The sequence below is a fragment of the Methanothrix sp. genome (assembly GCA_029907715.1).
In the GTDB taxonomy this organism is placed as follows: Archaea; Halobacteriota; Methanosarcinia; order Methanotrichales; family Methanotrichaceae; genus Methanothrix_B.
Map to the genome: position 1 here is coordinate 87,290 of JARYLI010000002.1, position 23,432 is coordinate 110,721.

At 53.8% G+C, this 23,432-nt stretch carries 21 protein-coding genes; 12 read left to right on the forward strand and 9 right to left on the reverse strand.

Features of this window, described 5'->3' with window-relative positions; all coding sequences use genetic code 11:
• On the reverse strand, positions 1 to 1,245 hold the full coding sequence (folP, locus tag QHG98_02015; GenBank protein ID MDH7596508.1) for a dihydropteroate synthase: 1,245 nt from the start codon (positions 1,243 to 1,245) through the stop codon (positions 1 to 3).
• A gap of 515 nt (positions 1,246 to 1,760) precedes the next feature.
• On the opposite strand from folP, the gene QHG98_02020 reads away from it, so the two are divergent.
• Both QHG98_02020 and QHG98_02025 read left to right on the forward strand, forming a co-directional pair.
• Entirely contained in the window at positions 1,761 to 2,180 is a 420-nt protein-coding gene (locus tag QHG98_02020; GenBank protein MDH7596509.1) for an NUDIX hydrolase, read from the forward strand.
• A gap of 46 nt (positions 2,181 to 2,226) precedes the next feature.
• Positions 2,227 to 3,921 (forward strand): glutamate--tRNA ligase, encoded by a 1,695-nt coding sequence (locus QHG98_02025; protein MDH7596510.1) that lies wholly within the window; start codon positions 2,227 to 2,229, stop codon positions 3,919 to 3,921.
• A 503-nt stretch (positions 3,922 to 4,424) separates the two neighbouring features.
• Here QHG98_02025 and QHG98_02030 read toward each other — a convergent pair.
• Together QHG98_02030 and QHG98_02035 are read right to left on the reverse strand one after the other, a co-directional pair.
• Complete coding sequence (locus QHG98_02030; GenBank protein MDH7596511.1) at positions 4,425 to 6,191, reverse strand: chloride channel protein; 1,767 nt, start codon at positions 6,189 to 6,191, stop codon at positions 4,425 to 4,427.
• Positions 6,192 to 7,224: 1,033 nt separating this feature from the next.
• Positions 7,225 to 8,676, reverse strand: a complete 1,452-nt coding sequence (locus QHG98_02035; GenBank protein ID MDH7596512.1) for a hypothetical protein — start codon at positions 8,674 to 8,676, stop codon at positions 7,225 to 7,227.
• A gap of 248 nt (positions 8,677 to 8,924) precedes the next feature.
• Here QHG98_02035 and QHG98_02040 point away from each other — a divergent pair, with 248 nt between their 5' ends.
• Positions 8,925 to 9,653 (forward strand): hypothetical protein, encoded by a 729-nt coding sequence (locus QHG98_02040; GenBank protein MDH7596513.1) that lies wholly within the window; start codon positions 8,925 to 8,927, stop codon positions 9,651 to 9,653.
• A gap of 663 nt (positions 9,654 to 10,316) precedes the next feature.
• Positions 10,317 to 10,601, forward strand: coding sequence for a DUF211 domain-containing protein (locus QHG98_02045; GenBank protein ID MDH7596514.1), 285 nt, complete (start codon positions 10,317 to 10,319; stop codon positions 10,599 to 10,601).
• Here QHG98_02045 and QHG98_02050 read toward each other — a convergent pair.
• Positions 10,598 to 10,879, reverse strand: a complete 282-nt coding sequence (locus tag QHG98_02050) for a signal recognition particle subunit SRP19/SEC65 family protein (GenBank protein MDH7596515.1) — start codon at positions 10,877 to 10,879, stop codon at positions 10,598 to 10,600. The genes QHG98_02045 and QHG98_02050 overlap by 4 nt on opposite strands.
• Before the next feature lie 511 nt (positions 10,880 to 11,390).
• Here QHG98_02050 and QHG98_02055 point away from each other — a divergent pair.
• From QHG98_02055 to QHG98_02075, 5 genes are all read left to right on the forward strand, one after another.
• Positions 11,391 to 11,591: a hypothetical protein gene (locus QHG98_02055; GenBank protein MDH7596516.1), complete on the forward strand. Its 201-nt coding sequence runs from the start codon at positions 11,391 to 11,393 to the stop codon at positions 11,589 to 11,591.
• A gap of 301 nt (positions 11,592 to 11,892) precedes the next feature.
• Positions 11,893 to 12,294 carry a hypothetical protein gene (locus QHG98_02060; GenBank protein MDH7596517.1) on the forward strand — a complete coding sequence of 134 codons (402 nt, stop codon included), beginning with the start codon at positions 11,893 to 11,895 and terminating at the stop codon, positions 12,292 to 12,294.
• A gap of 54 nt (positions 12,295 to 12,348) precedes the next feature.
• Positions 12,349 to 14,082, forward strand: a complete 1,734-nt coding sequence (gene glyS / locus QHG98_02065; protein ID MDH7596518.1) for a glycine--tRNA ligase — start codon at positions 12,349 to 12,351, stop codon at positions 14,080 to 14,082.
• Positions 14,079 to 14,705 (forward strand): hypothetical protein, encoded by a 627-nt coding sequence (locus tag QHG98_02070; GenBank protein ID MDH7596519.1) that lies wholly within the window; start codon positions 14,079 to 14,081, stop codon positions 14,703 to 14,705. The genes glyS and QHG98_02070 overlap by 4 nt, the downstream gene beginning before the upstream one ends.
• A 261-nt stretch (positions 14,706 to 14,966) precedes the next feature.
• On the forward strand, positions 14,967 to 16,319 hold the full coding sequence (locus QHG98_02075) for a pentapeptide repeat-containing protein (protein MDH7596520.1): 1,353 nt from the start codon (positions 14,967 to 14,969) through the stop codon (positions 16,317 to 16,319).
• Between the two features lie 286 nt (positions 16,320 to 16,605).
• Here QHG98_02075 and argJ read toward each other — a convergent pair whose 3' ends face one another.
• From argJ to QHG98_02095, 4 genes are all read right to left on the reverse strand, one after another.
• The gene (gene argJ / locus QHG98_02080) at positions 16,606 to 17,772 is read right to left on the reverse strand and encodes a bifunctional ornithine acetyltransferase/N-acetylglutamate synthase (GenBank protein ID MDH7596521.1); all 1,167 of its coding nucleotides are present in this window, start codon (positions 17,770 to 17,772) and stop codon (positions 16,606 to 16,608) included.
• Positions 17,769 to 18,284 (reverse strand): CBS domain-containing protein, encoded by a 516-nt coding sequence (locus QHG98_02085; GenBank protein ID MDH7596522.1) that lies wholly within the window; start codon positions 18,282 to 18,284, stop codon positions 17,769 to 17,771. Before QHG98_02085 ends, argJ begins: the two co-directional genes overlap by 4 nt.
• 72 nt (positions 18,285 to 18,356) lie before the next feature.
• Positions 18,357 to 19,382 carry an N-acetyl-gamma-glutamyl-phosphate reductase gene (argC, locus tag QHG98_02090; protein MDH7596523.1) on the reverse strand — a complete coding sequence of 342 codons (1,026 nt, stop codon included), beginning with the start codon at positions 19,380 to 19,382 and terminating at the stop codon, positions 18,357 to 18,359.
• 39 nt (positions 19,383 to 19,421) lie between these two features.
• Entirely contained in the window at positions 19,422 to 20,381 is a 960-nt protein-coding gene (locus tag QHG98_02095; protein ID MDH7596524.1) for an ADP-ribosylglycohydrolase family protein, read from the reverse strand.
• Positions 20,382 to 20,413: 32 nt separating this feature from the next.
• Here QHG98_02095 and QHG98_02100 point away from each other — a divergent pair, with 32 nt between their 5' ends.
• Complete coding sequence (locus QHG98_02100) at positions 20,414 to 21,232, forward strand: class I SAM-dependent methyltransferase (protein MDH7596525.1); 819 nt, start codon at positions 20,414 to 20,416, stop codon at positions 21,230 to 21,232.
• 78 nt (positions 21,233 to 21,310) lie between these two features.
• On the forward strand, positions 21,311 to 21,715 hold the full coding sequence (locus QHG98_02105; GenBank protein ID MDH7596526.1) for a hypothetical protein: 405 nt from the start codon (positions 21,311 to 21,313) through the stop codon (positions 21,713 to 21,715).
• A gap of 8 nt (positions 21,716 to 21,723) precedes the next feature.
• On the opposite strand, the gene QHG98_02110 is transcribed toward QHG98_02105, so the two are convergent.
• Positions 21,724 to 22,773, reverse strand: coding sequence for a hypothetical protein (locus QHG98_02110; protein ID MDH7596527.1), 1,050 nt, complete (start codon positions 22,771 to 22,773; stop codon positions 21,724 to 21,726).
• An 87-nt stretch (positions 22,774 to 22,860) separates the two neighbouring features.
• On the opposite strand from QHG98_02110, the gene QHG98_02115 reads away from it, so the two are divergent.
• The gene (locus tag QHG98_02115) at positions 22,861 to 23,199 is read left to right on the forward strand and encodes a helix-turn-helix domain-containing protein (GenBank protein ID MDH7596528.1); all 339 of its coding nucleotides are present in this window, start codon (positions 22,861 to 22,863) and stop codon (positions 23,197 to 23,199) included.
• Positions 23,200 to 23,432 lie beyond the last annotated feature (233 nt).

Here is a 23,432-nt window from a genome sequence, read left to right on the forward strand (position 1 = left end):
TCACCCCATGCGACTGGAGGGCGTGATTTGATCGTCAGCGATCCTGTATTTGCCTACATCTGTGCAGAGGACGCGCTCTATCTCGCTCGCGATTGCCGGTAAACGGAACGGCTGAAGCCTGAGCTTTCTCACAAGCCTCTCGATCTGAGCCAGCGTTCCGAATATCACAGCTCTGTTTGCTGAGTGATCACACCTCAGAGCACCCCTGGGCACCGCAGCATCTCCACCCGCAGCCAGCATCTCCTGCTTTATGACCAGAGCCTCCATGGGTGTTATGCCCTCAACAGCAACCGCCATAAAAGAGCCCTTCTTCCAGAGTATATCATGAGCTCCCGGATCGACATCGACCCAGTCAAGGAGACACCTCAGCTCCTCGGCCGAGCCTGCGACCTGGAGCAGCTCCACACTTCCGGAGCGCATCTGCCTTCCACGGGCAGCCTGGGCGATCCTGACCGCGTCCCTGCAGGCAGCGACGTCGTGTGTCCTCACCACATGTGCCCCGTTGTAAACAGCTATGGCAGTTGCAGCTATCGATCCTGTCAGCCTCTCAGCAGGGTCCCTCAGATCGAGAACAGCGCCGATGAAAGACTTCCTGGAGACGGCTGCGACTATGGGCTTCCTAAGTGAGCGCAGGCTCCTCATCCGGTCCAGAATCGCGAGATCGTACTCGTATGTCTTTCCAGGGATCCACCGACCGATCCCCGGATCGACCAGAATCTTTCTGGGATCGACTCCCTTATCCACAGCGGTGCTGACAGTCGCTGCGAGCCTGGGAATTATATCTTTCAGCTCCAGGAGATCCCCGGGCCTATCCTTTGAGGCCATGACGAGCAGCGATGCATCATGCTCCGCGACGACCTCTGCCATCAGGGGATCCCTCAGACATGAGACATCGTTGATGCAGCTTGCGCCCCTCGACAGAGCAAGATCTGCTATCGATGCTCTCTGGGTGTCAACGGAGACCTCGACATCTACATTATCCAGGATGTTCTCAAGAGCGGGGAAAAGCCTCTCGCGCTCCACATCCTCTGAAATGAAAGGAGAGCCGGGCGCTGTGGATACGGCTCCGACATCTATCACCTCGGCGCCTTCCTCTGTCATCCTCCTGGCGAAGGATGCCGCGCTCTCAGGCGTGGAGACGGATCCCTTGTAGAAAGACTCAGCGCTCAGGTTGATTATCCCCATGAGCCTGACGGGGTACACATCTCCGACCTTCAACCTGCCCAGCTCGCCCTCTATTGTCAATCGGAACGCCTCTGATCTCAGTGGCGTCCTTTTGTATTACCTACTATATGGCATATTCTGTTGTGCATGTGGACCTGTCCGAATAAGAGTTCTGAGCCAGATATTCGAGAGGCTTGTGGATGCTATTATTGTGAGCATATCTTCCTTATTCGGACATCTCCATCCAGGGGATCGTGCTCGATAGGCATCACAATTGCCATGGTGCTGCGCGGCCCTGAATCGGCCTCATGTGCTGTGTAGAATAATTGAGACCTAAAAGGTCGAAAGCTATCGATTTTTACTGTAATTGTAATTTGTATGAATTATAGTCCTTTGCGTCGCTTCATGTGAATCCATTTAAAAGCTACTGGATGTGTCATACTTCATAGATGATTTTATGTGAAGTGCAATATTATATCAACTTATACGGAATACTATAGGTCCATGCTATCGGATTCTCAAACATTATTCAACATAGCACCTCATGGGAAAGAAATGCTGATATTCCATATACAGGATCTAGTGGAGATGGTCGAATGGCCGATATCCGTTCAAGAACACAGACGCCGCTGCTCGCGGTTGATGTTGTATTGAGGATGGATGATGGGATAGTCCTCATCCGTCGCAGGAACCCCCCGTTCAGGGGGTGCTATGCGCTTCCTGGGGGTTTTGTTGAGATCGGTGAGACTGTGGAGGATGCCGCGCGGAGAGAGGTCATGGAGGAGACCGGGGTGGACGCATCTCTTGTGAAGCTGGTTGGCGTTTACTCCGATCCTGACCGCGATCCCAGGGGGCATGTTGTCTCAGTATGCTACCTCGCTGATGGCAGTGGTGAGCTCAGATCCGGATCGGACGCGGCTGATGTGCAGCTATTCAGGCCTGATGAGCTGCCTGAGCTTGCATTTGATCATGCGAGGATGATACGCGACGCGCTGAAAAGCGATGGTCTAAAGTAGGTGGCAATTTCTAGCGGAGGCCAAGAGCAAAGCCAGGAGGAGTCCGGTGACAGAAGAGATCAGGGAATTGATAGAGAAGTTCGCGCTGCAGAACGCTGTCAAATACAGATCAGCACCCAACCACGGGGCTGTCATGGGCAAGCTCATGGGGGAACGCCCCGATCTCAGGCCCAGAGCCAGGGAGATAGCTCCGCTAATAGCCAGCGTGCTCAGGGATATAGAGCAGATGAGCCCTGAGCAGTGGGAGGCCAGGCTCAGAGAGATCGCGCCAGAGCTCATCGAGGAGATAAGCGCCAGAAAGGAGCCTGCAAAGGGGCTGCAGCCTTTAGAGGGAACAGAGGGGGGAGTCGTCATGCGTTTCGCGCCGAACCCGAACGGCCCCCCAACACTCGGAAGCGCACGCGGGATAATAATCAACTCAGAGTACGTGAAGATGTATGGCGGGAAGTTCATCCTCCGCTTCGACGATACCGATCCTGTAAACAAAAGACCGATGATAGAGGCGTATGAATGGTATATAGAGGACTGCAGATGGCTTGGAGCAGATCCCCATGAGATAGTCGCTGCGAGCCAGAGGGTTGAGAAGTACTATGAGGTTGCTGAGGAGCTGATCCGCAGAGGGGGCGCATATGTGTGTTTGTGCGAGCAGTCGGCATTCAAGGCCCTTAAGGACGCGGCCAGAGCTTGCCCGCACAGGGATCACACCGTCGATGAGAACCTGGAGCTCTGGAGGAAAATGCTTGATGGCAGCCTCAACGAAGGCGAAGCCGTACTGCGTGTGAAGACAGACATAAAGCATAAAGATCCGGCCATACGGGACTGGGCTGGCTTCAGGATAGTGACGAAGAGCCATCCGCTTGTGGGCGACAGGTACCGCGTCTGGCCGCTGCTGGACTTCGAATCCGCTGTGGAGGACCATCTGCTGGGAGTGACACACATCCTGAGAGGGAAGGATCTGATAGACAGCGAGAGACGGCAGAGATATCTCTACGATCACATGGGCTGGGTCTATCCCAGGGTCCTCCACTGGGGGAGGGTTAAGATATTCCAGTTCGGGGCATTCAGCACCAGCAAGCTCAGGAGGGCGATAGAGGCGGGCGAGTACAGCGGCTGGGACGACCCCAGGCTTCCGACCGTGAGGGCCATAAGGCGCAGGGGCATCACCGCGGAGGCTCTCAGGAAGTTCATGATAGATCTCGGCGTCGGGGAGACGGACATCAGCATCAGCATGGATTCGATATACGCGGAGAACAGGCGGATTGTCGATCCGATCGCAAACAGGAGGTTCTTCGTATGGGATCCGGTGGAGATCGAGATCGAAGGAGAGGTTCCTGAGGTCGCAGAGGCCCCCCTCCATCCGACGATAGATCGCGGCATGAGACGGATCAGGGCAGGAAAAAGGGTCCTGCTCTGCAGAGAGGACGTGGAGGGGCTGGGGCCCGGGAGCAGGATCAGGCTGAAGGATCTGTGCAACATAGAGATAAAGGAGACCTCTCCGCTCAGGGCAGAACTCATCGATCTGAGCCCCGAGACCGCGAAACGCCTCAAACTCAGGATAATACACTGGGCTCCTGTCGATGGCATCCCTGTCCGGGTCCTCGGCCCTGAGAGGATCGATACCGGCATTGGGGAGCATGGCATCTCCGATGAGCTCGACAGAATCGTCCAGTTCGAGAGGTACGGTTTTGTCAGGATAGACTCTGTTGGGGAGGAGGTCGTCGCGTATTTTGCGCACAGGTGATCTCTCTGGGCGCCCGGCTAATGTTATGCGATTCCCACCCTTCCCGAATCCAGGATGCGCGGAACAGGAACAGCATCGCGGTCTCGTCGCCGCTCCGAGTCAGCGCGCCATCTGCCACCCGGACCCCTGCCGCATACCATTGGATAACTATAAATATGACGAGGTGATGGTGTAACCGGAAGGTTTATATTCGACGAAAGTCGGATATAAACCTCGGCAAAAGTCGATTATCATTACAATCTCCCTCCTTTACCCTACATCCAATCGACTTTTGCTCTCTTCTCAATCACATTGATTTCATACCTGCAGCGGGCTGCTGCCCTGCGCCAGATCGTGAGTTCGTATCACTGAATGGTTCTGCTGGAATTGAGAGCCATGGGAGGGATATCCCCTGAATCTGGAGGGGCTGGCGCTCTGGATTTCAATGAATCAAGTACACGACCGGAATTTTGAGTCACGTCCAGATCTCGCTCAGAGCATTCACACCGCCGCTGGCTCATTGCTTACTCTTTAAGTTTCGCCACCTCTCTTGCATGGGCCTTGATTATGTCGCTTCTCGTAATCAGACCTAAAAGCATTCTGTTCATTTTTCTGTCAACAACAGGCAACCTTCCCACATCTTTCTGAACAAGTTTTATCAGAGCATCCTCTAAGCTCTCATCCGGGTAAGTTACAATCAAGTCTCTCATCATTATGTCTTTAACAAACTTGTTCTCCCTCTCTCCAACCGGAACCATCTCGACATCCCTGAATGTCACGATTCCAATCAGCTTACCATTTTCAACAACAGGGAAACCTATATGTCCCGTCTTCTCTATCAGAGCGAGAACGTCGCTCACCTTCTGGCTGGGTGAGACGCTGATCAGCCTATCTGCCGGAACCATCGCCTCCTCCACTCTCACATCCTTAAGAACATCTACTGACATCTCCATTCTGTGTGCCGGACTTTCCGCTCTCGTTGCAACCTGCTCCGAGTAAATTGAGTAGTCACCGCTAAGACAGTAGGCCAACGCAGAGGAGATCATCAAAGCTGGAAGCAGTGTGTAACTTCCACACATTTCGAGGACCATCAAAATCGACGCTATCGGAGTTTTTGTCACGGCTGCAATGAATGCCGACATGCCGATAAGGACAAAAGCTTCTGGCTGCACAACAATTTCAGGAAAGAGTTGATGGAAAAGGTATCCCATCAGGGCGCCGACCATACTTCCAGTTACAATCGATGGTGCGAATACCCCACCACTCCCGCCGGAACCGACTGTAAAGGATGTGGCAGCGATCTTGCCCAGAATCAGAAGGAATATCAGAGAAAGTGCCAGCTTCCCATCTATGGCCATCTGAACGTACCCGTACCCCATCCCAAGAACACCAGGGAGAAACATGCCTATAAATCCAGTGAGAAGCCCGCCAAGAGCTGGTTTTAGATATTGGGGCATTTTTTGGGATTTAAAGAGATCACGAACGGTATAGAAAGTCTTTATGTAAACAACTCCAAAAAAAGCTGCCAAAACTGAAACCGCTGCATAGAGAGGGAACTCAAGCGGTGAGTGGATTGCAAGCGGTGGGATTTTGAAAATGGGAGGAGAACTGAAGGGGATGCCTGCAAAGTAACCGGTCACAACATTGAAGGTGATGAAGGCGATTATTGAAGAGACAAATGCAGGAACTATTGCTTCGGTCTCATAGTCCTTTTTGTAAAGCACTTCAATGCCGAACATCGCCCCTCCAAAAGGACTCCGAAAAATACTCCCTATCCCACCCGCAACTCCGCATACCACAAGCAGCCTTCTATCTCTGTCCGATAGTCTCAGAACATCTGCAACAAAAGAGCCGAAACCGGCTCCAATCTGAGCTATTGGCCCCTCCCTGCCAGCACTCCCCCCACTTCCAATTGTTATTGCAGATGCAATTGTTTTTACAACCGGCACTCTCGCCCTTATAACCCCCCTCGCTCTGTGGAAGGATCTGATGACCGCATCTGTCCCATGCCCTTCCGCTTCCGGAGCGAATTTGTAAACTATTAACCCGCTGAGAAGTCCTCCAAGCGCTACGACAACGGGAATGGGAAGCATGCCGATATGGAAGTCGATATTAACCAACTCCACATCTCCTGCTTTTGGAGGACTGTAGCTGTCCAGGCCTGTCAGAAAGATCTTTGTCGACAGCTCGAGGAGAAAGTAGAAAACAAACGCACCCAATCCGGATATCGCACCAACAAACACTGCTAAGAGGATTGTATATCGCAAGCTCAAAGGTGCCCTTCTACCCATGGTCTCGATGTCAGTTGGTGGCGATAAAACATCTTCGCTCATATCCATATACAACTGCCCGTATCCATCTGATAATCCACCTGCAGAGGGCGTTGGTCCTGCAATGCAGTCCTGCCGGATGGATTGGTAGAGGGCGTCTCAAATTGTACCAAGCAATCGACTGTGTTATGTGATCCTGCAGCGCCTCTGTGTGCCAGGATCCAAACGCGATCATCGATAGTGGCTGGATATTTTTGAAACCGCTTCTGCATACAGCAACATGCGGTCATGTGCTCAAACACCTGAACTACATCCTGGAATCGATGACCACAGGCGAGATGTCCCGAGAGTCTAGTAGACTGAGCACTGTGAATTACACGAAGGCATGAGATGGATGTTCAGGTCGCGTACTCAGATCATTGAACCAGCAGGCATCGCAGGATTTGCGATCTGTTGTGCTGTGTATGCAGATCCGGAATCGCTCTTATCCATCTGATGACCTGCCCGAAGAGATACCAGTCATGCCATGCGCTCGTTTCGACTTACCTTCTACGTATAGTATTCCGCATAAGTTACTATAATATAGCATTTCACATAAAATCATCTATGAAGTATGACACATCCAGTAGATTTTAAATGGATTTACATGAAGTGACGCAAAGGACTATAGTTGAAGGCCTGGCGAGCGAGTACTCTCAGCAACCGGCCTGCATGTCCTTCAAGTTGCTGAATACATAAGATCGCCCCGAATTTTCATTCATTGATCCGCACACAAGACCGAGGTTTAACCTCTGGATCGAGCATTTATGGGGATGAATCAACCATCCTCAAACGGACAGGAGCGTTCCCATATTCAGAACACTGCCTACTCTCATTCATGCGTGATGCATCTGACATAGATGAGATCCACATGAGATATAGCTGAAACATAGAGATATAAGGAGAACCTGTGTACGCTTCACTGGCGCGGGTAAGAGAGTGGGATTATCCAAGCGTCCTCCATACCTCCTGTAAGATGCGGGGGAGGTACCCTCCCCTCCCCCGCGGCATCTCCCTATCGGCTTTTCTTCTGCACAACACCCTTAGAGCCGAGCCTGAAGCTCCCGTAGAGCCTGGTCCCGACCTCAGATCCTCCGGTCATGTATCTCAGGTCCGCCATACCCTCGACGCTTCCTCTGCTCTCAAAGGTGGACCGTGTGCTTCTCATGATCCCCATGCTGCTCAGATTTATAAAATATCCATAATATATCTCCCTCATGTAGCTCGTAAGCTTCTGGTTCTCGCAGCTCCAGCGCAGCCCCCATGTGCTGTTGTAGTCGATTGCCCTCATGCTCAGGTTGAGGGTAACTGGTGAGCGGTTCGCGAGCGATTCTCTCTGAAAGACCATGGAAGTCGTCGAATAATCCATCTCCTCAGATGATGCATAGCTTCCAGATCCATGCTCTTCAAATTCAAAAACAAATCCGGACTGGGATCTGACCTTTGTTGTGGCTGATGCGCTCCGGTTGAGACCGCCACCATCGATCCGGACGCTGTTTGTCACATAGTATGCCTCCCGCTCGGTTGACAGCCTGCGGTACACCGATGCGTAACCGATGCCACTCACGCTCCCATCGAACCCGGCGGTACACGATCCTCTAAGCGTCTTCACCTTTACGGTTATCTGTCCGTGCTCCCCTGGCCTCAACCCTCTTATGGTCCAGACGTTTGTGGTCCCCGGATCCGGGAGCGGGTATGCCTCAATAAAGAGCGTTCTCGGATCGTAGAACTCCCGTATCACAATATCCGCTGGAATCTCCAGGTTATTTCCGTATGTTATGGTGTAGGTGATTGTGCTACCGGGGCTGACACTGCTCTGCTTCGCTTTCTTTATGGAGTTTCTCTCAAGAGGCTCGAAGCTTATCACCTCGCCTGCTATCCTGACATAATCCACATAGCAGGAGACGCCCTCGTACTTCGTCGCGCCCTTGAGGCGTATGTAGACCGTGACGACATCCATCCCGCGAAGGAGATGCTGGGCCTCAGACCATGAGACATCCTTTCTGCTCTTCTTAGAGTCCCTGCTCTTTATGTCCACCCTCGTTTCTGATGCATCGAACTCGCGCCAGCCATTGGAGTTCTTGCCTGTATCAAGCCACCTGCCATCGCTCCATGAGGCCAGGCTGATCAGAATGCTCGCGTCGTCCGAATCGGTGGTGCCCGATTTCCCATCGCTGTCACCATCCAGCCTCAACTCCAGCTCGATTGAACCCCTGTTCGATGCCGGGTGAAGCCAGAAGTTGAGTGGGTCGAGCGCTTCTATAGGCGTGGGGCTGATGGTTATCGGCACGCTCTTGGACGACCCACCCGGATACACGCTGAGGCGCGCGGAGTGGGTTCCATGGTATCCCATGCCGGATATCTCTGCAGCGCTTTTCTTCGATTTGGTAATGCTGTAGTCAGCACCGGTGATTGCACTGGCTGTGCTGACCAGCAGCAGCAACATAAGGACGGCTACTACTCTCATGATTACCACTATTAACAGGAAGTACTAAAATAATTCGATTTGATTTATTAATTTAATTCCAAATATTTGGCCACCATCTATATCAGCTCCACTAACAGCACCGGCGTATACATTGAGCTGATATTGAACCTATGTGAAAAATAGGAATTTAAATCAGCCACAGATACGGTTTTCTTGCGGGTTGGGGCGTGGGGGAAACTCGCCGGGCGGGGTCCCTTTCTGGGGCCCCGTAACCCGCAGGTGATGATATGAGATACATTGCATTGATGCTGGTATTTATGATCCCGCTTGCCTCCGCATATCATGGGGGCAATACCGTATCGCAGTCCATAGATATGTCCGCGTCTGGCGGCTATGTGAGCCAGAGCGCCTCGAATGCTGCAGTGGTGGTCGGAGATAACAATAATGTCAACCAGAAGATAACCCAGAGCGCCTCCGGAAATTATGTGACGCAGAGCGCAGCGAATGCAGCTGTTGTCATAGGCAACAGCAATACAGTTGGGCAGAGCACATCCCAGAGTGCGAATGGCAATACAGTTTCACAGAGCGCGGCCAATGCTGTCGCTGTGGTCGGAGATCTCAACACCATTAACCAGCTCGTCTCGCAGACCGCCACAGGCAATGAGATCTACCAGAGCGGCTGGAATACAGCCACGATAGTGGGAGATGGCAACACCCTGACCCAGCAGGTCGTCCAGACGGTAAACATGCTGCCTGCACACGTCGACCCAAGCCAGACGATGAGCAACTCAGCATACATCATGGGCAGCTACAACACAGTTGATCAGGGGCTTTACGGCACAATTCTCGCAGGCACGAACAACGCCCCGATGTACCAGTCCGGCAGGAACTACATACAGACAAACGACCCAAGCAGCAACAGCTACACTCAGAGGATCAGGTTCTCCGTCAGGGCAGGGCCAAGAGCGCCGGTCTCCCAGTCAGGCCAGAACGAGATACGCATCGGACCTCTCTGAGGTCCATCTTTACTGCCTCAGCTCCCCATTTTTAGGTATATAGTCGATACATAGAGCTTCATGATGCCTGTCAGGCGGCGCTAAATTTTAGGTTGGCCCATGTGGTCAAATCTTTGGAGATGCGGGCTCCTGCAAACCAAACCAACTTCAAGCCACACCACATATTGAGACCATCGATCCGCCGAATCACCGGAATCACCGGCATGAGCCCCTTGGCTTATAGTCTTACGCTAAACTTAATATAATATATATGAACGTGTCTGTACTATGAAGGGTGTTAGATTATAGAGAATCCCTAAAACCTGCTTTTTGATATAAAATGGTATTTATACAATTACTTAGCGACATGGGCAGATCGCAGAAAAGGAGGTTAACAGGAATACTCTATAGTATTTCGCATAAGTTGATATGATATCGCATGTCACATAAGATCATCTATGAAGTACGACATATCCAGTAGCTTTTAAATGGATTCGCTCTTATGTGCGTAGCAACTTGCAGAGATACAATGTGGTCGCTGAAAGCATTCATTTGTCGAAACGAACGCATAGCATGACCCCTGCTCCTTCGGGCAAGTTATCGAATGGATAAGAGCGAATGGATTTACATGAAGTGACGCAAAGGACTATAATATACGACTCAATCCAGAAGTCTGGAGGTATTATGATAAGACGCATAGTTCTGGATGTGCTGAAGCCGCACAAGCCCACGATCATAGAGCTCGCGAACGTGCTCAGCAATCTCAAGGGCGTGAAGGGGGTCAACATGAGCCTCTTCGAGGTGGACAGGCAGACAGAGACCGTGAAGGTCACCATCGAGGGCGACAACATAGACTACCTCGCCGTGGAGAAACTCATCCAGGAGTTCGGCGGTGCGGTTCACAGCATCGATCAGGTTGTGGCTGGCAGGGAGATGGTGGAGGAGATCGATACCTGCCAGGAGCCCTAGGATCTCCTTTTCTTCAGCGCCCTCGCTATGCTCCTCAGAGTCTTAGTTTTGCTGCCCTTCTTCAGGACTAGCACCCTGCCGGGCTGGTCGTACCAGCTCTTGGGATAGCATTTCTCCCGCTCCACCACAGGATCCAGGTTCAGATCTGCGGAGACGCGGATTATATCCTCCAGCTTCGGGTTGTGCACCGCATCAGCTGTTGCGACCCTTCTGCCCTGATCCCTGCTACGATCCAGATCAAAGTAAGCCGGCCAAATCACGAGCCGATCCTCAGGCATGTTAGCAACTCTATCCAGTATCCACTTAAGCTTTTGGGCAATCAAACCCAGAGTTACATAGGTGCCTGCATGTCATGCATTGTGGATCGATAGCATGGATGACACTGCAGGCATGCCACCCATTCTTTTGGCAGCCGGGTCGTCTCAAGACCGCAGAGAACTCGACTGCTGCAGTACATCAGGGTTCAAGGGTTGCATGTGCGACCAAACGGCGGCATCCGTCCGGCTGTCTACAGGTTCAAGCTGAAGTGCATCAGAGTTTCAGGGTGGATATGCGACCACATCGAGGGCCTCTGGCCATCTTGAGCAGGATCAATAAGAGCGTGGCCATTTACTGTCATGACGACATGATTTATAGGTATTTGCTCAATATCGTGAGCATACTTGAGTTACTGATCAAGCGAAGCCGCTATTATCGGGCATGTTGTTCATCCAGAAATCCGCCAAGAGGGCAATTTACCTCAACGTATTGAGCATGTTCATTTATAGTGGTGGTTGTATACACCCTGCCATGGAGATGTGGAAGATCCTGCTGATCTGTCTCCTGATGCTGCCTGCATTCTTTGCCCTGAACTACCTGGTGGTTGTCTACATGGCCAGAAGCAGGAGGGAAAGGGAGATGAGAGTTGAGAGGTTTGTGGGGGATTCTGTGGGCAGGGACTACAGAGCTCACAGATTTGTCACAAGACGGTACCGGCCGAGGAGAAGGTGAGCTTATTGCACGGCAGTGGTCTCGAAATGACCGAATGACCCGTAAAATCGCCGTTCGCTGAGTATTCACCACATGGATCTCAAGGCCAACATGCTCTTGGTCTCAATGGTTAGAGACCAGCAGACCGCAGAATATTTGGATGACGCTCTTATCCATCAGATGAATTGCACTAAGAGGCAGCAGTCATGCTATGCGCTCATTGCGAGGGGACGAGTGCATTAATCAACCAGCTTGCATGTCCTTCAAGTTGCTGAATACATAAGAGCGTTGGATGAATGCAGACAGGAGGGGGTTTCAGATCATGACCAGCATCAAGAATGCGCCGAGAACCGCGACCACAATCAAGGTGAGATCGAAGCCGGAGTACATGATAAGCAGATCCAGGGATCCGTATCACGAGCTGATGCTGCGTTTATTCAAGGATGAGACGACCGCGATGAGGGGCAGGAGGTTCCTGGGCATCATAGAGGAGAGGATGCGTGAGGGAAATCCGCTGAAGACGAACGAGTGGGAGAGCATGATCAGGGAGCTTGAAATAAGCAGGTCGGCATTCTATGCCATGAGGAACAAGCTTCTGGGTGCAGGGCTGATCTCCATAAGAGGAGGCGAGTACAGGCTCTCAGGAGCGTTCAGCAAGGATCTTGTGGACATGGCGAGATGGTGGTGGACCGCTGTTCTCGGAAACAGCCTGGAGAACCTCTAGCCCAGGATAAAGGTTAAATTATCACGTGCGATCCTACCATCGGAGGATTTTGGTATGGACAGGTACGAGCAGGTGACCGAGCTGGCGAGAAGACGTGGCTTCATGTGGCCGTCCTTCGAGCTCTACGGTGGTGCTGCTGGCTTCTACGACTACGGTCCTCTCGGAGCCAGGCTGAAGAGGAGGATAGAGGACATCTGGAGGAGGTTCTTCGTCATAGGTGAGGGGTTCGCAGAGATCGAGTGCCCGACGATAGGCATCGAGGAGGTGTTCAGAGCATCAGGCCATCTGAGCGGCTTCTCCGATCCCCTAACAGAGTGCAAGGAGTGCAAGGAGATCTACAGGGCAGATCATCTCATAAAGCACATCGTGGAGGTCCCTGACGCTCTCTCCGCAGAGGAGATCTACAGGGTGATGAAGGAGAACGACATCACCTGCCCGGAGTGCGGCGGAGAGCTCTCTGAGGTGTACGAGTTCAACCTGATGTTCAGAACCGCGATCGGTCCTGGCAACAGGCATCCCGGCTACCTCAGGCCTGAGACAGCACAGGGCATGTTCATAAACTTCCCCAGGCTTCTCAGGTACTACCGCGATTCTCTGCCGTTCGGCGCTGTCCAGATCGGAAGATCCTACAGGAATGAGATATCCCCGAGGCAGGGTGTGATAAGGCTCAGGGAGTTCAGCCAGGCCGAGGCAGAGGTCTTCATAGATCCCAGAAGCAAGCGGCACCCGCGCTTCTCCGAGGTGAAAGATCTCCGGCTGAGACTCTACTCCAGGGAAGCACAGGAGCGCGGCCAGGTCGAGGAGATGAGCGTCGGAGAGGCCGTGGAGCGCGGGATCATAGCACACGAGATCCTCGCATACTTCGTCGCAAGGACCTATGAGTATCTGGTGGCGGTTGGCGTTGACAGGGATCGCCTTCGGTTCAGGCAGCACAAGGCGGATGAGATGGCGCATTATGCAGCCGACTGCTGGGATGCAGAGGTCCTGCTCGACCGTCTCGGCTGGATAGAGATCGTCGGCATAGCAGACCGCACGGATTACGATCTCAGGTCACACATGGCGCTGAGCAAGGCGAACCTCAGCGTGTTCGTCCATTACCCTGAGCCCATCAGGCGCAAAAGGGTCGCTGTGAAGCCTGATATGAAGGCACTGGGGCCTAGGTTCAAGGGCAGGGCAAAGGCGATAGCAGAGGCCCTCCAGTCGATGGATCTCTCAAATCTCAAAGACGATATCATAAAGGTCACTGTGGACGGCGAGACGTACGAGATCGAGAGGAGCCTCGTATCCGTTGAGGAGATCGAGGAGGAGATACGCGGCGAGGAGGTGGTGCCGCACGTCATCGAGCCGTCCTTCGGTATAGACAGGATCCTGTACACAGTGCTCGAGCATTCTTACCACGAAGAGCCTGTCGAGGGTGAGATGAGGGCGGTCCTGAGGTTCCTGCCCGGCATATCTCCTGTGGACGTCGCTGTTCTCCCCCTCATGGACAAGGATGAGCTGGTCGGGCCCGCGAGGAGGATCTTTGATGCGTTCAGGAGATGCGGCATGCTCGCGGAGTTCGACACATCAGGATCCATCGGGCGGAGGTACAGGCGCAACGATGAGATAGGTACTCCGTACTGCATCACCGTTGATTACCAGACGCTCGAGGACGGAACGGTCACAGTGCGGGACAGGGACACGATGCAGCAGATCAGGATTGCAGAGGACAGAGCGGTTGATGTCATCAGGGGTCTTCTATCCGGAGCTCTCTGCTTCTCAGAGGCCGGTGCACCTGTAAAGGCATGATGGCTGCTGAGAACTGGCGCTCCTGTCTGATCAGGGAGATCAGAAGGAAGTCCATACATCTCACCGGCCTGTCTGTGCCAGTCCTCCTCCTCAAGGCCGGATGGTGTATGACTGTTGGATTTGTCGCCACAGCTCTGCTTGTTGCAGTCGTTCTGGAGGCGCTCAGGCTCAGAGGGATGATACGGCTTCCGGAGGTCAGAGAGAGCGAGCAGGGGCGTGTGGCAGGCTATTTCTTCTACATATCAGGTTGCCTTTTGACTGTGATTCTTTTCAGCGAGATGATTGCGGCTCTCGCCATACTCATGCTCTGCATAGGTGATGCAGCCAGCGGCATTGTCGGATCTGTGATCGTGGGATCAAACGTGCGCGATTCGGGCATACCACGAAAGAGAAAGCCTCGGATTGTTGCAGCGGCCATGCTCTCGGTATGCACGCTCCTTGGCTTCATTTTCTCCGGCGCCATGCACCTCCCGCCACATGTATACCTGGCAGGTGCAGCAGGTGCGACTCTTGCCGACTCGGTGCCGATTTTTGTAAGGGGCAGATCTGTGGACGACAACTTCACGATACCCCTGATATCAGGCGCCCTGATGACCGCAGCATCGATTATCTTGGGGGGTTAGCTGCGGAGCCATCTCTCTCCTTACCCCTCTCTGGAGCAAATGCGCATGGTTCGGCCACTCCGGGTGAAGAGGAGTTTTTGCTGCCACTGCACCCCCGGAGGTTGAAACTGCAACGCCCTGCTGCACATTCCGCCAGATTTAGATAGGTGGCCCGTCACTTTACAAACGATGATCTGCCGGCCCGGACGTTCGATTCTTCTTCTCCTGCTGATCAGCATGCAATCAGACTCGTCGGCAGTTACAGTCGCGGCTGATGAGATCATGCAGAAGGTGATCTCTGGGGAGCCCGTTATGCTTGATGGCGTTACCATCTCGGGATCCCTGAATCTCTCCGGAATAGAGCCGCAGATCGTGAGGAGGGAGTTTGTCATCACGAACTCGGAGATGTGTGATGCAGACCTGAGCGGACTGGTGTTTGAGGGTGCTGTGAACCTCACCGGCACCAGGATCGGGGATATGGATTTCGCATCAGCTGTATTTTCCCAGGACGCGATATTCGATCTTATCGAGGTCTCGGGCGATGCCAGCTTCGAGGGCGCTCACTTCAGGCGGGATGCGAGCTTCTCCGGATCCAGGTTCTCACGCGCTGCTGAGATGAACTTCACAGCATTTGACGACTACGGGTACTTTGCTGACAGCGCATTTCATGGAGGTCTGCACATTTCAAGCTCCTCCTTCCAGGGGTTTGCGGATTTTTACGGAGCCCGCATCTCCGGAGATTTTCTCGGTCTGAACACAAAATTTGGTGATGGGGCTGGCTTCATGAATGCGGAGTTTAACGGAGATGCGAACTTCGGCATGTCGAGCTTCGCTGGATACACTTCCTTCGAGGGGTCGGCGTTCAGGGGCGTTGCTAACTTCGCCCTGGCAAGGTTTGATAAGGCTGTTTACTTCGGCGATATCACATTCGAGGAAGATGCGGTCTTCGGGCTGACACAGTTCGAGGGTCTCGCAAACTTCGCGGGCACGTATTTCATGGGCGATCTCAACCTGAACAGCGCGCGCATCGATGCCTTCGTTCTCGACAACACCACATTCGGGAGCGCATCCAGGATAAACCTTAAGGGCGCTGAGTTCAGAAGGCTGACAGCACCATGGTCTCAAATAAAAGATCATCTCCTCTACGACGGTGCAACCTATCTGGCTCTGGTCAAGAACTACCAGGACCTGGAGTGGTTTGAGGATGCAGATAACTGCTACTACGATTACAGAAGGGAGGCACAGCTCAGAAAGCCTTTCGGCTGGGGAAAGACCATCGATTACCTCGCATGGATAACATGCGGCTACGGGGTCAGGCCGAGCTATCCTTTCATCTGGTCGATCGTGCTTATAGTACTTTTCGGAGCGGTGTTCTCTCTCGGCAAAGGCGTTTACAAACAGACCACAGTGCTGGATCAGAATCCTGAAAGGCTGAGGGAGCAGATCAGTGTTGAGAGAAGGCCGATCTCGCTCCACGAGAGCATGTACTTCAGCGCGCTCATATATCTTTATGCGGGTCCGGTAGAGTTCAGGCCCTCCGGCATCTACAGGTACCTTGTGATCCTGGAGGGCATCCTGGGGTGGTTCTTCCTCTCACTGTTTCTGGTGAGCCTCGGGAGGGTTATGATAAGGTAGCCTGCGCCCTGAACGGCCTCTGCTGCAGCAGTGCTGAGGCATCATGCTTTCGTAATGGAGCGCCTGAATGACCTCTGCCATACCAGTGCTGAAGTAGCATGAAACTGGATGTCATCAGGGAATCGCAGGCATAACTTCCGGAACGCTTCCATCTGACGACCTGCCCGCAGAATCACCGGACCTGTTATGCGCCATGGGGTGAGTGCATCCAGCAACCGGGCATTACCTTCAGGTTGTTAAACAGATGAGAGCGTGATCTTTAAGGGTGTATTTTTCCCATCCCGCTCTATGTCGTGTACTTCGCGTTGATGTTCACGTACTCGTGAGTCAGATCGCATCCGAAGCTGCGGGCGCTCACGGTTCCTGCGCCCAGGTCTATCTGGATTAAGATCTCATCGCTGGACATGACCTTTTTCGCCTCTTCCAGCACGTCATCGACTATTATACCCCGATCCACAAGCACCACGGAGCCCTTGCTGGAGCTCATGCTCAGAGAGATCCTGGAGGGGTCGAACTCAGCCCCGGATCGACCTGCTGCACACACGATCCTCCCCCAGTTCGGATCCTCACCGTACAGCGCTGCCTTCACGAGATTGCTTCTCGCTATGCTCTTCGCAGCCCTCCGCGCATCCTCGATGGATGCTGCTCCGGTGACCTCCACCTCCATCGCCTTTGTCGCGCCCTCTCCGTCCCTTGCAATCATTTTAGCCAGGCTAACGCACACGTACTCCATTGCCTCCCTGAATGATTCTGGCTCGCATTCCACCGCCCGGGTGCTGGTCAGGAGCACTGTGTCATTTGTGCTTGTGTCTCCATCGACTGTCAGCATGTTGAAGCTCACATCCACAGCATCTTTCAGGAACGTGTAGAGCTCCGGGCCGACATCAGCGTCTGTGTAGATAAAAGCCAGCATCGTCGCCATATCAGGTTCTATCATGCCCGCGCCCTTGCATATGCCCCCAACACGAAATCCCTCATGCTCGACAGCGACCTCTTTGACTTTTGTATCGGTCGTCATTATCGCCTGCGCTGCCTCCCTGCTCGCGTCGGGGCCTGAGCGGAGTGCTGGAGCAGCCTCTTTTGCGAGCGATGAGATCAGATTGAGATCAAGGTAGCGGCCTATGACACCGGTCGATGCGACGCCGATCCGCTCAGGGCTGCATCCGAGCATCTCAGCCATCATGCCGGCCATCCTCTCCGCGTCCCTCATACCGCGCATACCGGTATATGCATTTGCGGATCCGCTGTTCGCGATCACCCCCTCAATTCTTCCTCCAGATCTTCTGAGATGACCGATGGTCACCTCTATTGGCGCAGCCCTCACCCTGTTTCTCGTGAAGACACCAGCCGCATATCCGGAGCATGAGATCATCGCGACGCCGTACCTGCCGCGCTTAACACCGCAGGCTCTCACTCCCGGCACGGCGCATATACCGCCATCAATCACTCTCATGATACCTCCGCGGAACCCAGTCCGCTTATGATGTCGCCGCGGGTCAATATCCCGACCAGCCTGGAGCCCTCTACGACCGGCAGCCTGTTTATTCTGTGCTTCGTCATTATCGCGGCGGCCTCCTCTATGGATGCATCCGGGCTCACTGTTATGGGCTTCCTGCTCATCACATCCGAGACGCGCATTTTTGTTATCTCCTCCAGCGACCTCTTCATCCGCTCCCACCGTATCACATCTCTCACAGGGACCTCAAATATCTCGAAGGGGCTCGGGAGCCAGAGCTCTCCCCGATCGTCCTCTGTCGATAGAAGCCTCAGGAGATCGGATTCAGATACCACGCCCACAAGCTCATCCCCATCGAGCACAGGCATGCCGCTTATTTTGTTCTCCCTGAGCAGACGAGCTGCCTCTGCTATCGGGTCGCTCGCCTGGCAGGTGACAGGTTTTCTGTTCATGATGTCCTTAACGAGCATTGTGACCTCCCCTCCAGCCAGGGTGTTGCTCTGAATCACGCCTGTGTGAGACCTCTCATAATACTATTTATGCGATCTTCTCAGCCCGGATGCTGTACCCTGGCGCTACAATCACGGGGCACCGCCGGGGAACCAGAGACCCGTTGTCTCATCCAGACCCATCATCAGGTTCATGTTCTGAATTGCCTGGCCGGAGGCACCCTTGACCAGGTTATCTATGGCGGATATAACAACTATGCGGTCGCTGTTCTTTTCGATCTCAAAACCGATATCGCAGAAGTTCGAGCAGCGGACGTTGCCCAGCATCGGCACACCATCCACAAGCCGGACAAACCTGGCTTTGCTGTAGAAATCGCTGTAGAGCTTTGAGACAAACTCCCTGTCCTGTATCTTATCTGAGAATGAATCCTTCACAAAGACGTGAGCTGTTGTGAGAATACCGCGAACCGCCGGTATCACATGCGGTGTGAAGCTGATCCTGATGTCGTTCTGCAGACGGGATAGCTCCTGCTTTATCTCAGGCACGTGCCTGTGGTTCGTCACCCTGTAGCACCTTATGTTCTCCGCCAGGTTCGGGTAGTGGCTGGTCTCAGTCGGCTCAGCGCCTGCGCCGGATATACCTGACTTGGAATCGAAGACCACGCGGTCTATCATTCCGGCCTTCGCGAGCGGGGCGACAGCCAGCGTTGCACCTGTGGGATAGCATCCTGGATTCCCTACAAGAGATGCGCCTGCAACCTCCGGGTGCAGCTCCGGCAGGCCGAAGACCGCTTCCCTGGGAGCTCTGTGCTTTATCCCGTATGTCTTCTCGAATACATCTACCGGAAGCCTGTAGTCAGCGCTCAGATCTATCACCTTTGCGCCATTATCGAGCAGCTCCGGAACCCAGTCCATTGCAGTTCCGTGAGGTACTGCCGTGAACACGACATCACACCTCTGGGATATCTCAGCAGGCGAGGGAGCCTCGAACCTGAGATCGAGCATGCCTCTGAGATGCTGATGCACCGATACCACCGGCTTTCCGGCAAGCTTTCTGGATGTGACGCAGACCACATTTGCAGATGGATGCACGGAGAGAAGGCGGAGCAGCTCACCGCCTGTGTAGCCCGAACCGCCGACTATTCCTATGTCTATCATGCTGCGTGAGGACCTCTCTGCTGATATAAATCTGCGGCGCTAGACCCTCCTGGAGAGCCTCAGGCTGAGCTGGCCGAGATCTCTTCCCAGCTCCTCGATCCTTTCTCTGTTCTCGAGATGCGAGAGCCATCGTTCAGGTATCCATGAAGTTCCGTATCTTGCGCCTGCGAGTGCCCCTGTGATCGATGCCACCGAGTCTGTATCACCTCCAGCATTGACCGCCTCCACAATGGCCTCCTCCGGATCAAGGCGCACAAAGCAGTAGAACGCAGAGGGCACAGCATCATGCACAGACGGAGATGTGCCAAGCATATCCAGCGCATCTGATGGATCTTTATCCAGGAGCAGGATCGACCTCACCTCCTCCAGCTTTCTTCCGAGCTCCGGGGAGATCCTCGAGGCGTTCTCTGCTGATACCTCAAGGATGGTCATGCGCGGGAGGTCCAGAAGAGATAGAGCAACACCAACAGCGACCGCAACAGCTCCAGCCCTGGCTGCGCGGCTTCTGTGTGTGACGATGCTCTGGAGCTCAGAGTACCTGGATACCATGCTCAGATCCCAGTGGTACACGAGACCGATCGGCGCAGCCCTCATCGCAGCCCCGCAGGTCTCTATACTGACACCAGCCTCCTGCCAGGGCTTTCCGGAGAGCATGTTCTCTATTGCGGATCTTGTTGTGATCCCAACACCTCTGTTGAGCCTCTCGTTCAGTATCCATCTGGATCCCCATCTCATCAGATGCTCAGCAAAAACATCACCTGAGAAGCCCTGAGCCTCGATGATGGCCTCCGCCAGGATCAGGGTCTCCTCAGTATCATCTGTGTACTGGCCTGCCTGGAGCCCGTGGTGGAAATGGTGCTCAGGCGCAGGAAGCATATCGACGACCCTTCCAAATGCTCGCTGTATCTCCAGAGCAGAGAAACCCTCAAGCGGCATCCCCAGAGCATCTCCGACCGCAGATCCTAGAAGGGAACCGATAAATTTATCGAGAAGATCCATGCTGTTAAATTAAAATGCAGAGGACAAAAAGCTTGGCCAGCCTGCTGCATGATATGATGTGGCCTGTGGGGCCAGGTACCCCAGATCCGGCAGTGCCATCAAATGCGCCTGCATCTACCATAATGTCGCCCGGGGGATGTAAGAGCGCGTCGGATAGGCCTGCAGCACCACACTGCACGCAGAACCCGCGCGATAGCTGGGATCTGTTTTACCGCCGGAGGGGGAGATCATGGGGTGGCATCACGCGGGATATCCCTGAGCTTCCCTGCGGCTCAAGGGTCCTCGAGCTCGGCTGTGGAAGCGGGAAGACCCTCCGGGGGATGATCGGGAGAGGATGGCACATCGTGGCCATCGATATATCCCCGAGGGCGGTCATGCTCACAAGATCCATCATTAGGGAGATTGCAGCATCAGGTCAGAGAAGTGATTGCAAAGATACATGCTCAAAGGGCCTCACAGAGGATGTGGAGCCTATCGCAGCCGACGGCAGGTTGCTCCCTTTCAGGGATGGAGCATTTGATGCTGTCTTCGCCTTCCATGTCCTGGGGCATCTGCTCGGGCCTGAGAGATCTGTGATGGCTGGGGAGATCATACGGGTCACCCGCAGGGGTGGCCTGGTCTTCTTCAGAGGATTCTCATTTGACGATCTAAGAGCTGGAGGCGATGAGATCGAGGAGAGGACCTTCATCCGTGGGGATGGGACGATCACGCATTACTTCACAGAGGAGGAGGTTCTTCAGATCTTCAGGCAGCTTTCGAGCACATCTGTCACTACTGTGAGATGGAGCATGAGGGTCGGAGGCCTTGATCTCATCAGATCCGAGATAAGAGCAGCATTCAGGAAAGAGTGATATGGAATCACCTCGTAATAAGAAATGATGCCGATGGTAGCAGGGTCTTCGAAGGAGCGGCAGGGAGGGGGCGCCTGAGTGCCGGCTGACCCGCGCCTGGAGTGCGTCAGGGCGCTTTCTGAGCACCCGGTCTTTCCGCTGCTTGTGCGCGCTGCGCTCCGCGCGAGGGTGTCGAGAATGCAGCCCGGCGAGGTCTTTCATTTCGAGGGGGAGGAGATCTTCGTCGAGGAGGATGAGCGGAGCCGGAGCGTTGTGGTTCAGGTTGTTCTGGGTGAGGAGAGGCTGATCGAGATGTTCCGAGGCGCAGCTGAGACGGCCGGAATCCCTGACGCGAGATCATGCCTTGGGGATATCCTGGATCTCGCTCGGGATGATCTCAGAAGACGATATGGGATAGAGCTCACAGTCAGAGGGGGCATCGCGAGAGCAGAGGCGGTCGCTTATAAAGTCGAGAGGTGGAGCTGGAGAGACGGGCCGCTTTAGCTGAGATATCAGAGATCTGCACGATCAGCAGACAATTCCTGGGCGATCATGTACCTGAGTGTCAGGAGTATCACAATATTGATCGCGAGGGCGGTGAGCGCGGAAAGCTGGTCCCTGTAGAACGCGAATGTCTGGACCAGAAGGACCTGGACAAGCATGGCGCTCTTGAACCGGTAGTATGCTGCCAGGCGATTGCGTCTGATCATGAGCACTCCGGAGAGCACAAGGATGGACGATACTGTTGCAGCGAGTAGCTCAGGCCAGCTGGCCATGCTTATGGAGATCAGCCTGAGCTGCAGCAGCGAGTCTGCCAGCTTGAGCATAACCAGCAGCGAGGCCTCACACAGCGTCAATACAGACTGGATGATGAAGAACGCGATTACCGCATTAACGAACCACTTTCTGCTGACAAGCCACTCGTAAACCCTCCTCGCCCCCTCCCTGCATCTTGTATAAATTCCAGGATCTGGTTTCTGGATGCACTCCATCCCTGCCAGCATCTCTCTGAACACCCTGACGAGAGGATCGGATGGATCGCACCCGTCCAGCAGATCAAGCGCCCTCTTTCTCTCATGGAGATCGAGATCCTTGATTACAGCATCCTTGACAAGCTCTAAGGCATTTAAAAGGCACTCCTCATGTGTGAGCTGCTCGCCGTTTATCATCTGGAAGAAGATGTACAGAAGCACGAATGTTATGTAGATCAGCGCCACAGTTGGCTGGAAGAAGTAGTTGTTGTCCATTGTCACGAACTTACCCAGCTCATCAACGAACGCGCCGAAACCGATCCCGCCTACAACGGCTGCGAGATCCGAGGAGTATCGGTCTATGAATGCGAGGAGTATGACAATTGAGAGCACCATCAGGGCCCCGCCGAGGAGCACATGTGCTATATGGAGGCCGCGGATTGCGAGCTGCGGGTAGCCGGTGGCATGCAGAATGAACCTTATGCATAAAATGGTCGCCACAGAGGTTACCATGAACAGCTCAAGCCGTTTATCTGCCTCCGCGCTTCTTATGAGATGCTTTGGGACCAGCGATGGCGATCTGCAGCTCATATAATGCTCGCAACGCTCCATGTGGAGAACATTTATCTGCCAGAGATCGCCCAATGGAACTATCGTCATGATAAAGGTTCTGATGGTATGAGATCGCCATGCGAGGAGATTGTGTGGGAGGTTCTCCCTGGAATACGGGCCACGATAGCACAGGAGCTGGTGAGGCGGGGCGTCTCTCAGAGGGAGGTATCACGGCTGATGGATGTCACGCCTGCGGCAGTCTCGCAGTATGTCTCCGGAAAGAGAGGCTACAACATCGTGTTCAGAGACGATATCAGGGAGGAGATCTCCAGGCTTGCAGAGGATCTTATGGACGGAGATGCTGTTGACCTCATAGAGAGGATGTGCGAGATCTGCAAGAAAGCGCGCGGAGATGAGCTCTGTCCTGTGGAGATCAGGGAGGAGCAGACAGGCCCGCCAGGATAGATCTCAGGGCGTGTATTCAGAGTTCAGACGCATGCGACATCGTAATGTCATGTTATGGCTCTTATTCATCTGACAACCTGCCTGAAGAGGGCATCATTCGCGCTCGTTTCAACTTATCTTCGACTACATCGAAGGGTTTCGACGAAGTCGAAACTGTCGAAACCCTTCGATGTAGTCGATGGCAAGGGGATGAGTGCGTTCAGCAACCGGCCCGTATGTCCTTCAAATTGCTG

Excerpts from the sequence above, each read along its gene's own strand:
- QHG98_02020 (MDH7596509.1), top strand. The coding sequence starts at position 1,761 with ATGGCCGATATCCGTTCAAGAACACAGACGCCGCTGCTCGCGGTTGAT.
- QHG98_02030 (MDH7596511.1), bottom strand. The coding sequence starts at position 6,191 with ATGGGTAGAAGGGCACCTTTGAGCTTGCGATATACAATCCTCTTAGCA.
- QHG98_02035 (MDH7596512.1), bottom strand. The coding sequence starts at position 8,676 with ATGAGAGTAGTAGCCGTCCTTATGTTGCTGCTGCTGGTCAGCACAGCC.
- QHG98_02040 (MDH7596513.1), top strand. The coding sequence starts at position 8,925 with ATGAGATACATTGCATTGATGCTGGTATTTATGATCCCGCTTGCCTCC.
- QHG98_02045 (MDH7596514.1), top strand. The coding sequence starts at position 10,317 with ATGATAAGACGCATAGTTCTGGATGTGCTGAAGCCGCACAAGCCCACG.
- QHG98_02050 (MDH7596515.1), bottom strand. The coding sequence starts at position 10,879 with ATGCCTGAGGATCGGCTCGTGATTTGGCCGGCTTACTTTGATCTGGAT.
- QHG98_02055 (MDH7596516.1), top strand. The coding sequence starts at position 11,391 with ATGGAGATGTGGAAGATCCTGCTGATCTGTCTCCTGATGCTGCCTGCA.
- QHG98_02060 (MDH7596517.1), top strand. The coding sequence starts at position 11,893 with ATGACCAGCATCAAGAATGCGCCGAGAACCGCGACCACAATCAAGGTG.
- glyS (MDH7596518.1), top strand. The coding sequence starts at position 12,349 with ATGGACAGGTACGAGCAGGTGACCGAGCTGGCGAGAAGACGTGGCTTC.
- QHG98_02070 (MDH7596519.1), top strand. The coding sequence starts at position 14,079 with ATGATGGCTGCTGAGAACTGGCGCTCCTGTCTGATCAGGGAGATCAGA.
- QHG98_02075 (MDH7596520.1), top strand. The coding sequence starts at position 14,967 with ATGCAGAAGGTGATCTCTGGGGAGCCCGTTATGCTTGATGGCGTTACC.
- argJ (MDH7596521.1), bottom strand. The coding sequence starts at position 17,772 with ATGAGAGTGATTGATGGCGGTATATGCGCCGTGCCGGGAGTGAGAGCC.
- argC (MDH7596523.1), bottom strand. The coding sequence starts at position 19,382 with ATGATAGACATAGGAATAGTCGGCGGTTCGGGCTACACAGGCGGTGAG.
- QHG98_02095 (MDH7596524.1), bottom strand. The coding sequence starts at position 20,381 with ATGGATCTTCTCGATAAATTTATCGGTTCCCTTCTAGGATCTGCGGTC.
- QHG98_02110 (MDH7596527.1), bottom strand. The coding sequence starts at position 22,773 with ATGAGCTGCAGATCGCCATCGCTGGTCCCAAAGCATCTCATAAGAAGC.
- QHG98_02115 (MDH7596528.1), top strand. The coding sequence starts at position 22,861 with ATGAGATCGCCATGCGAGGAGATTGTGTGGGAGGTTCTCCCTGGAATA.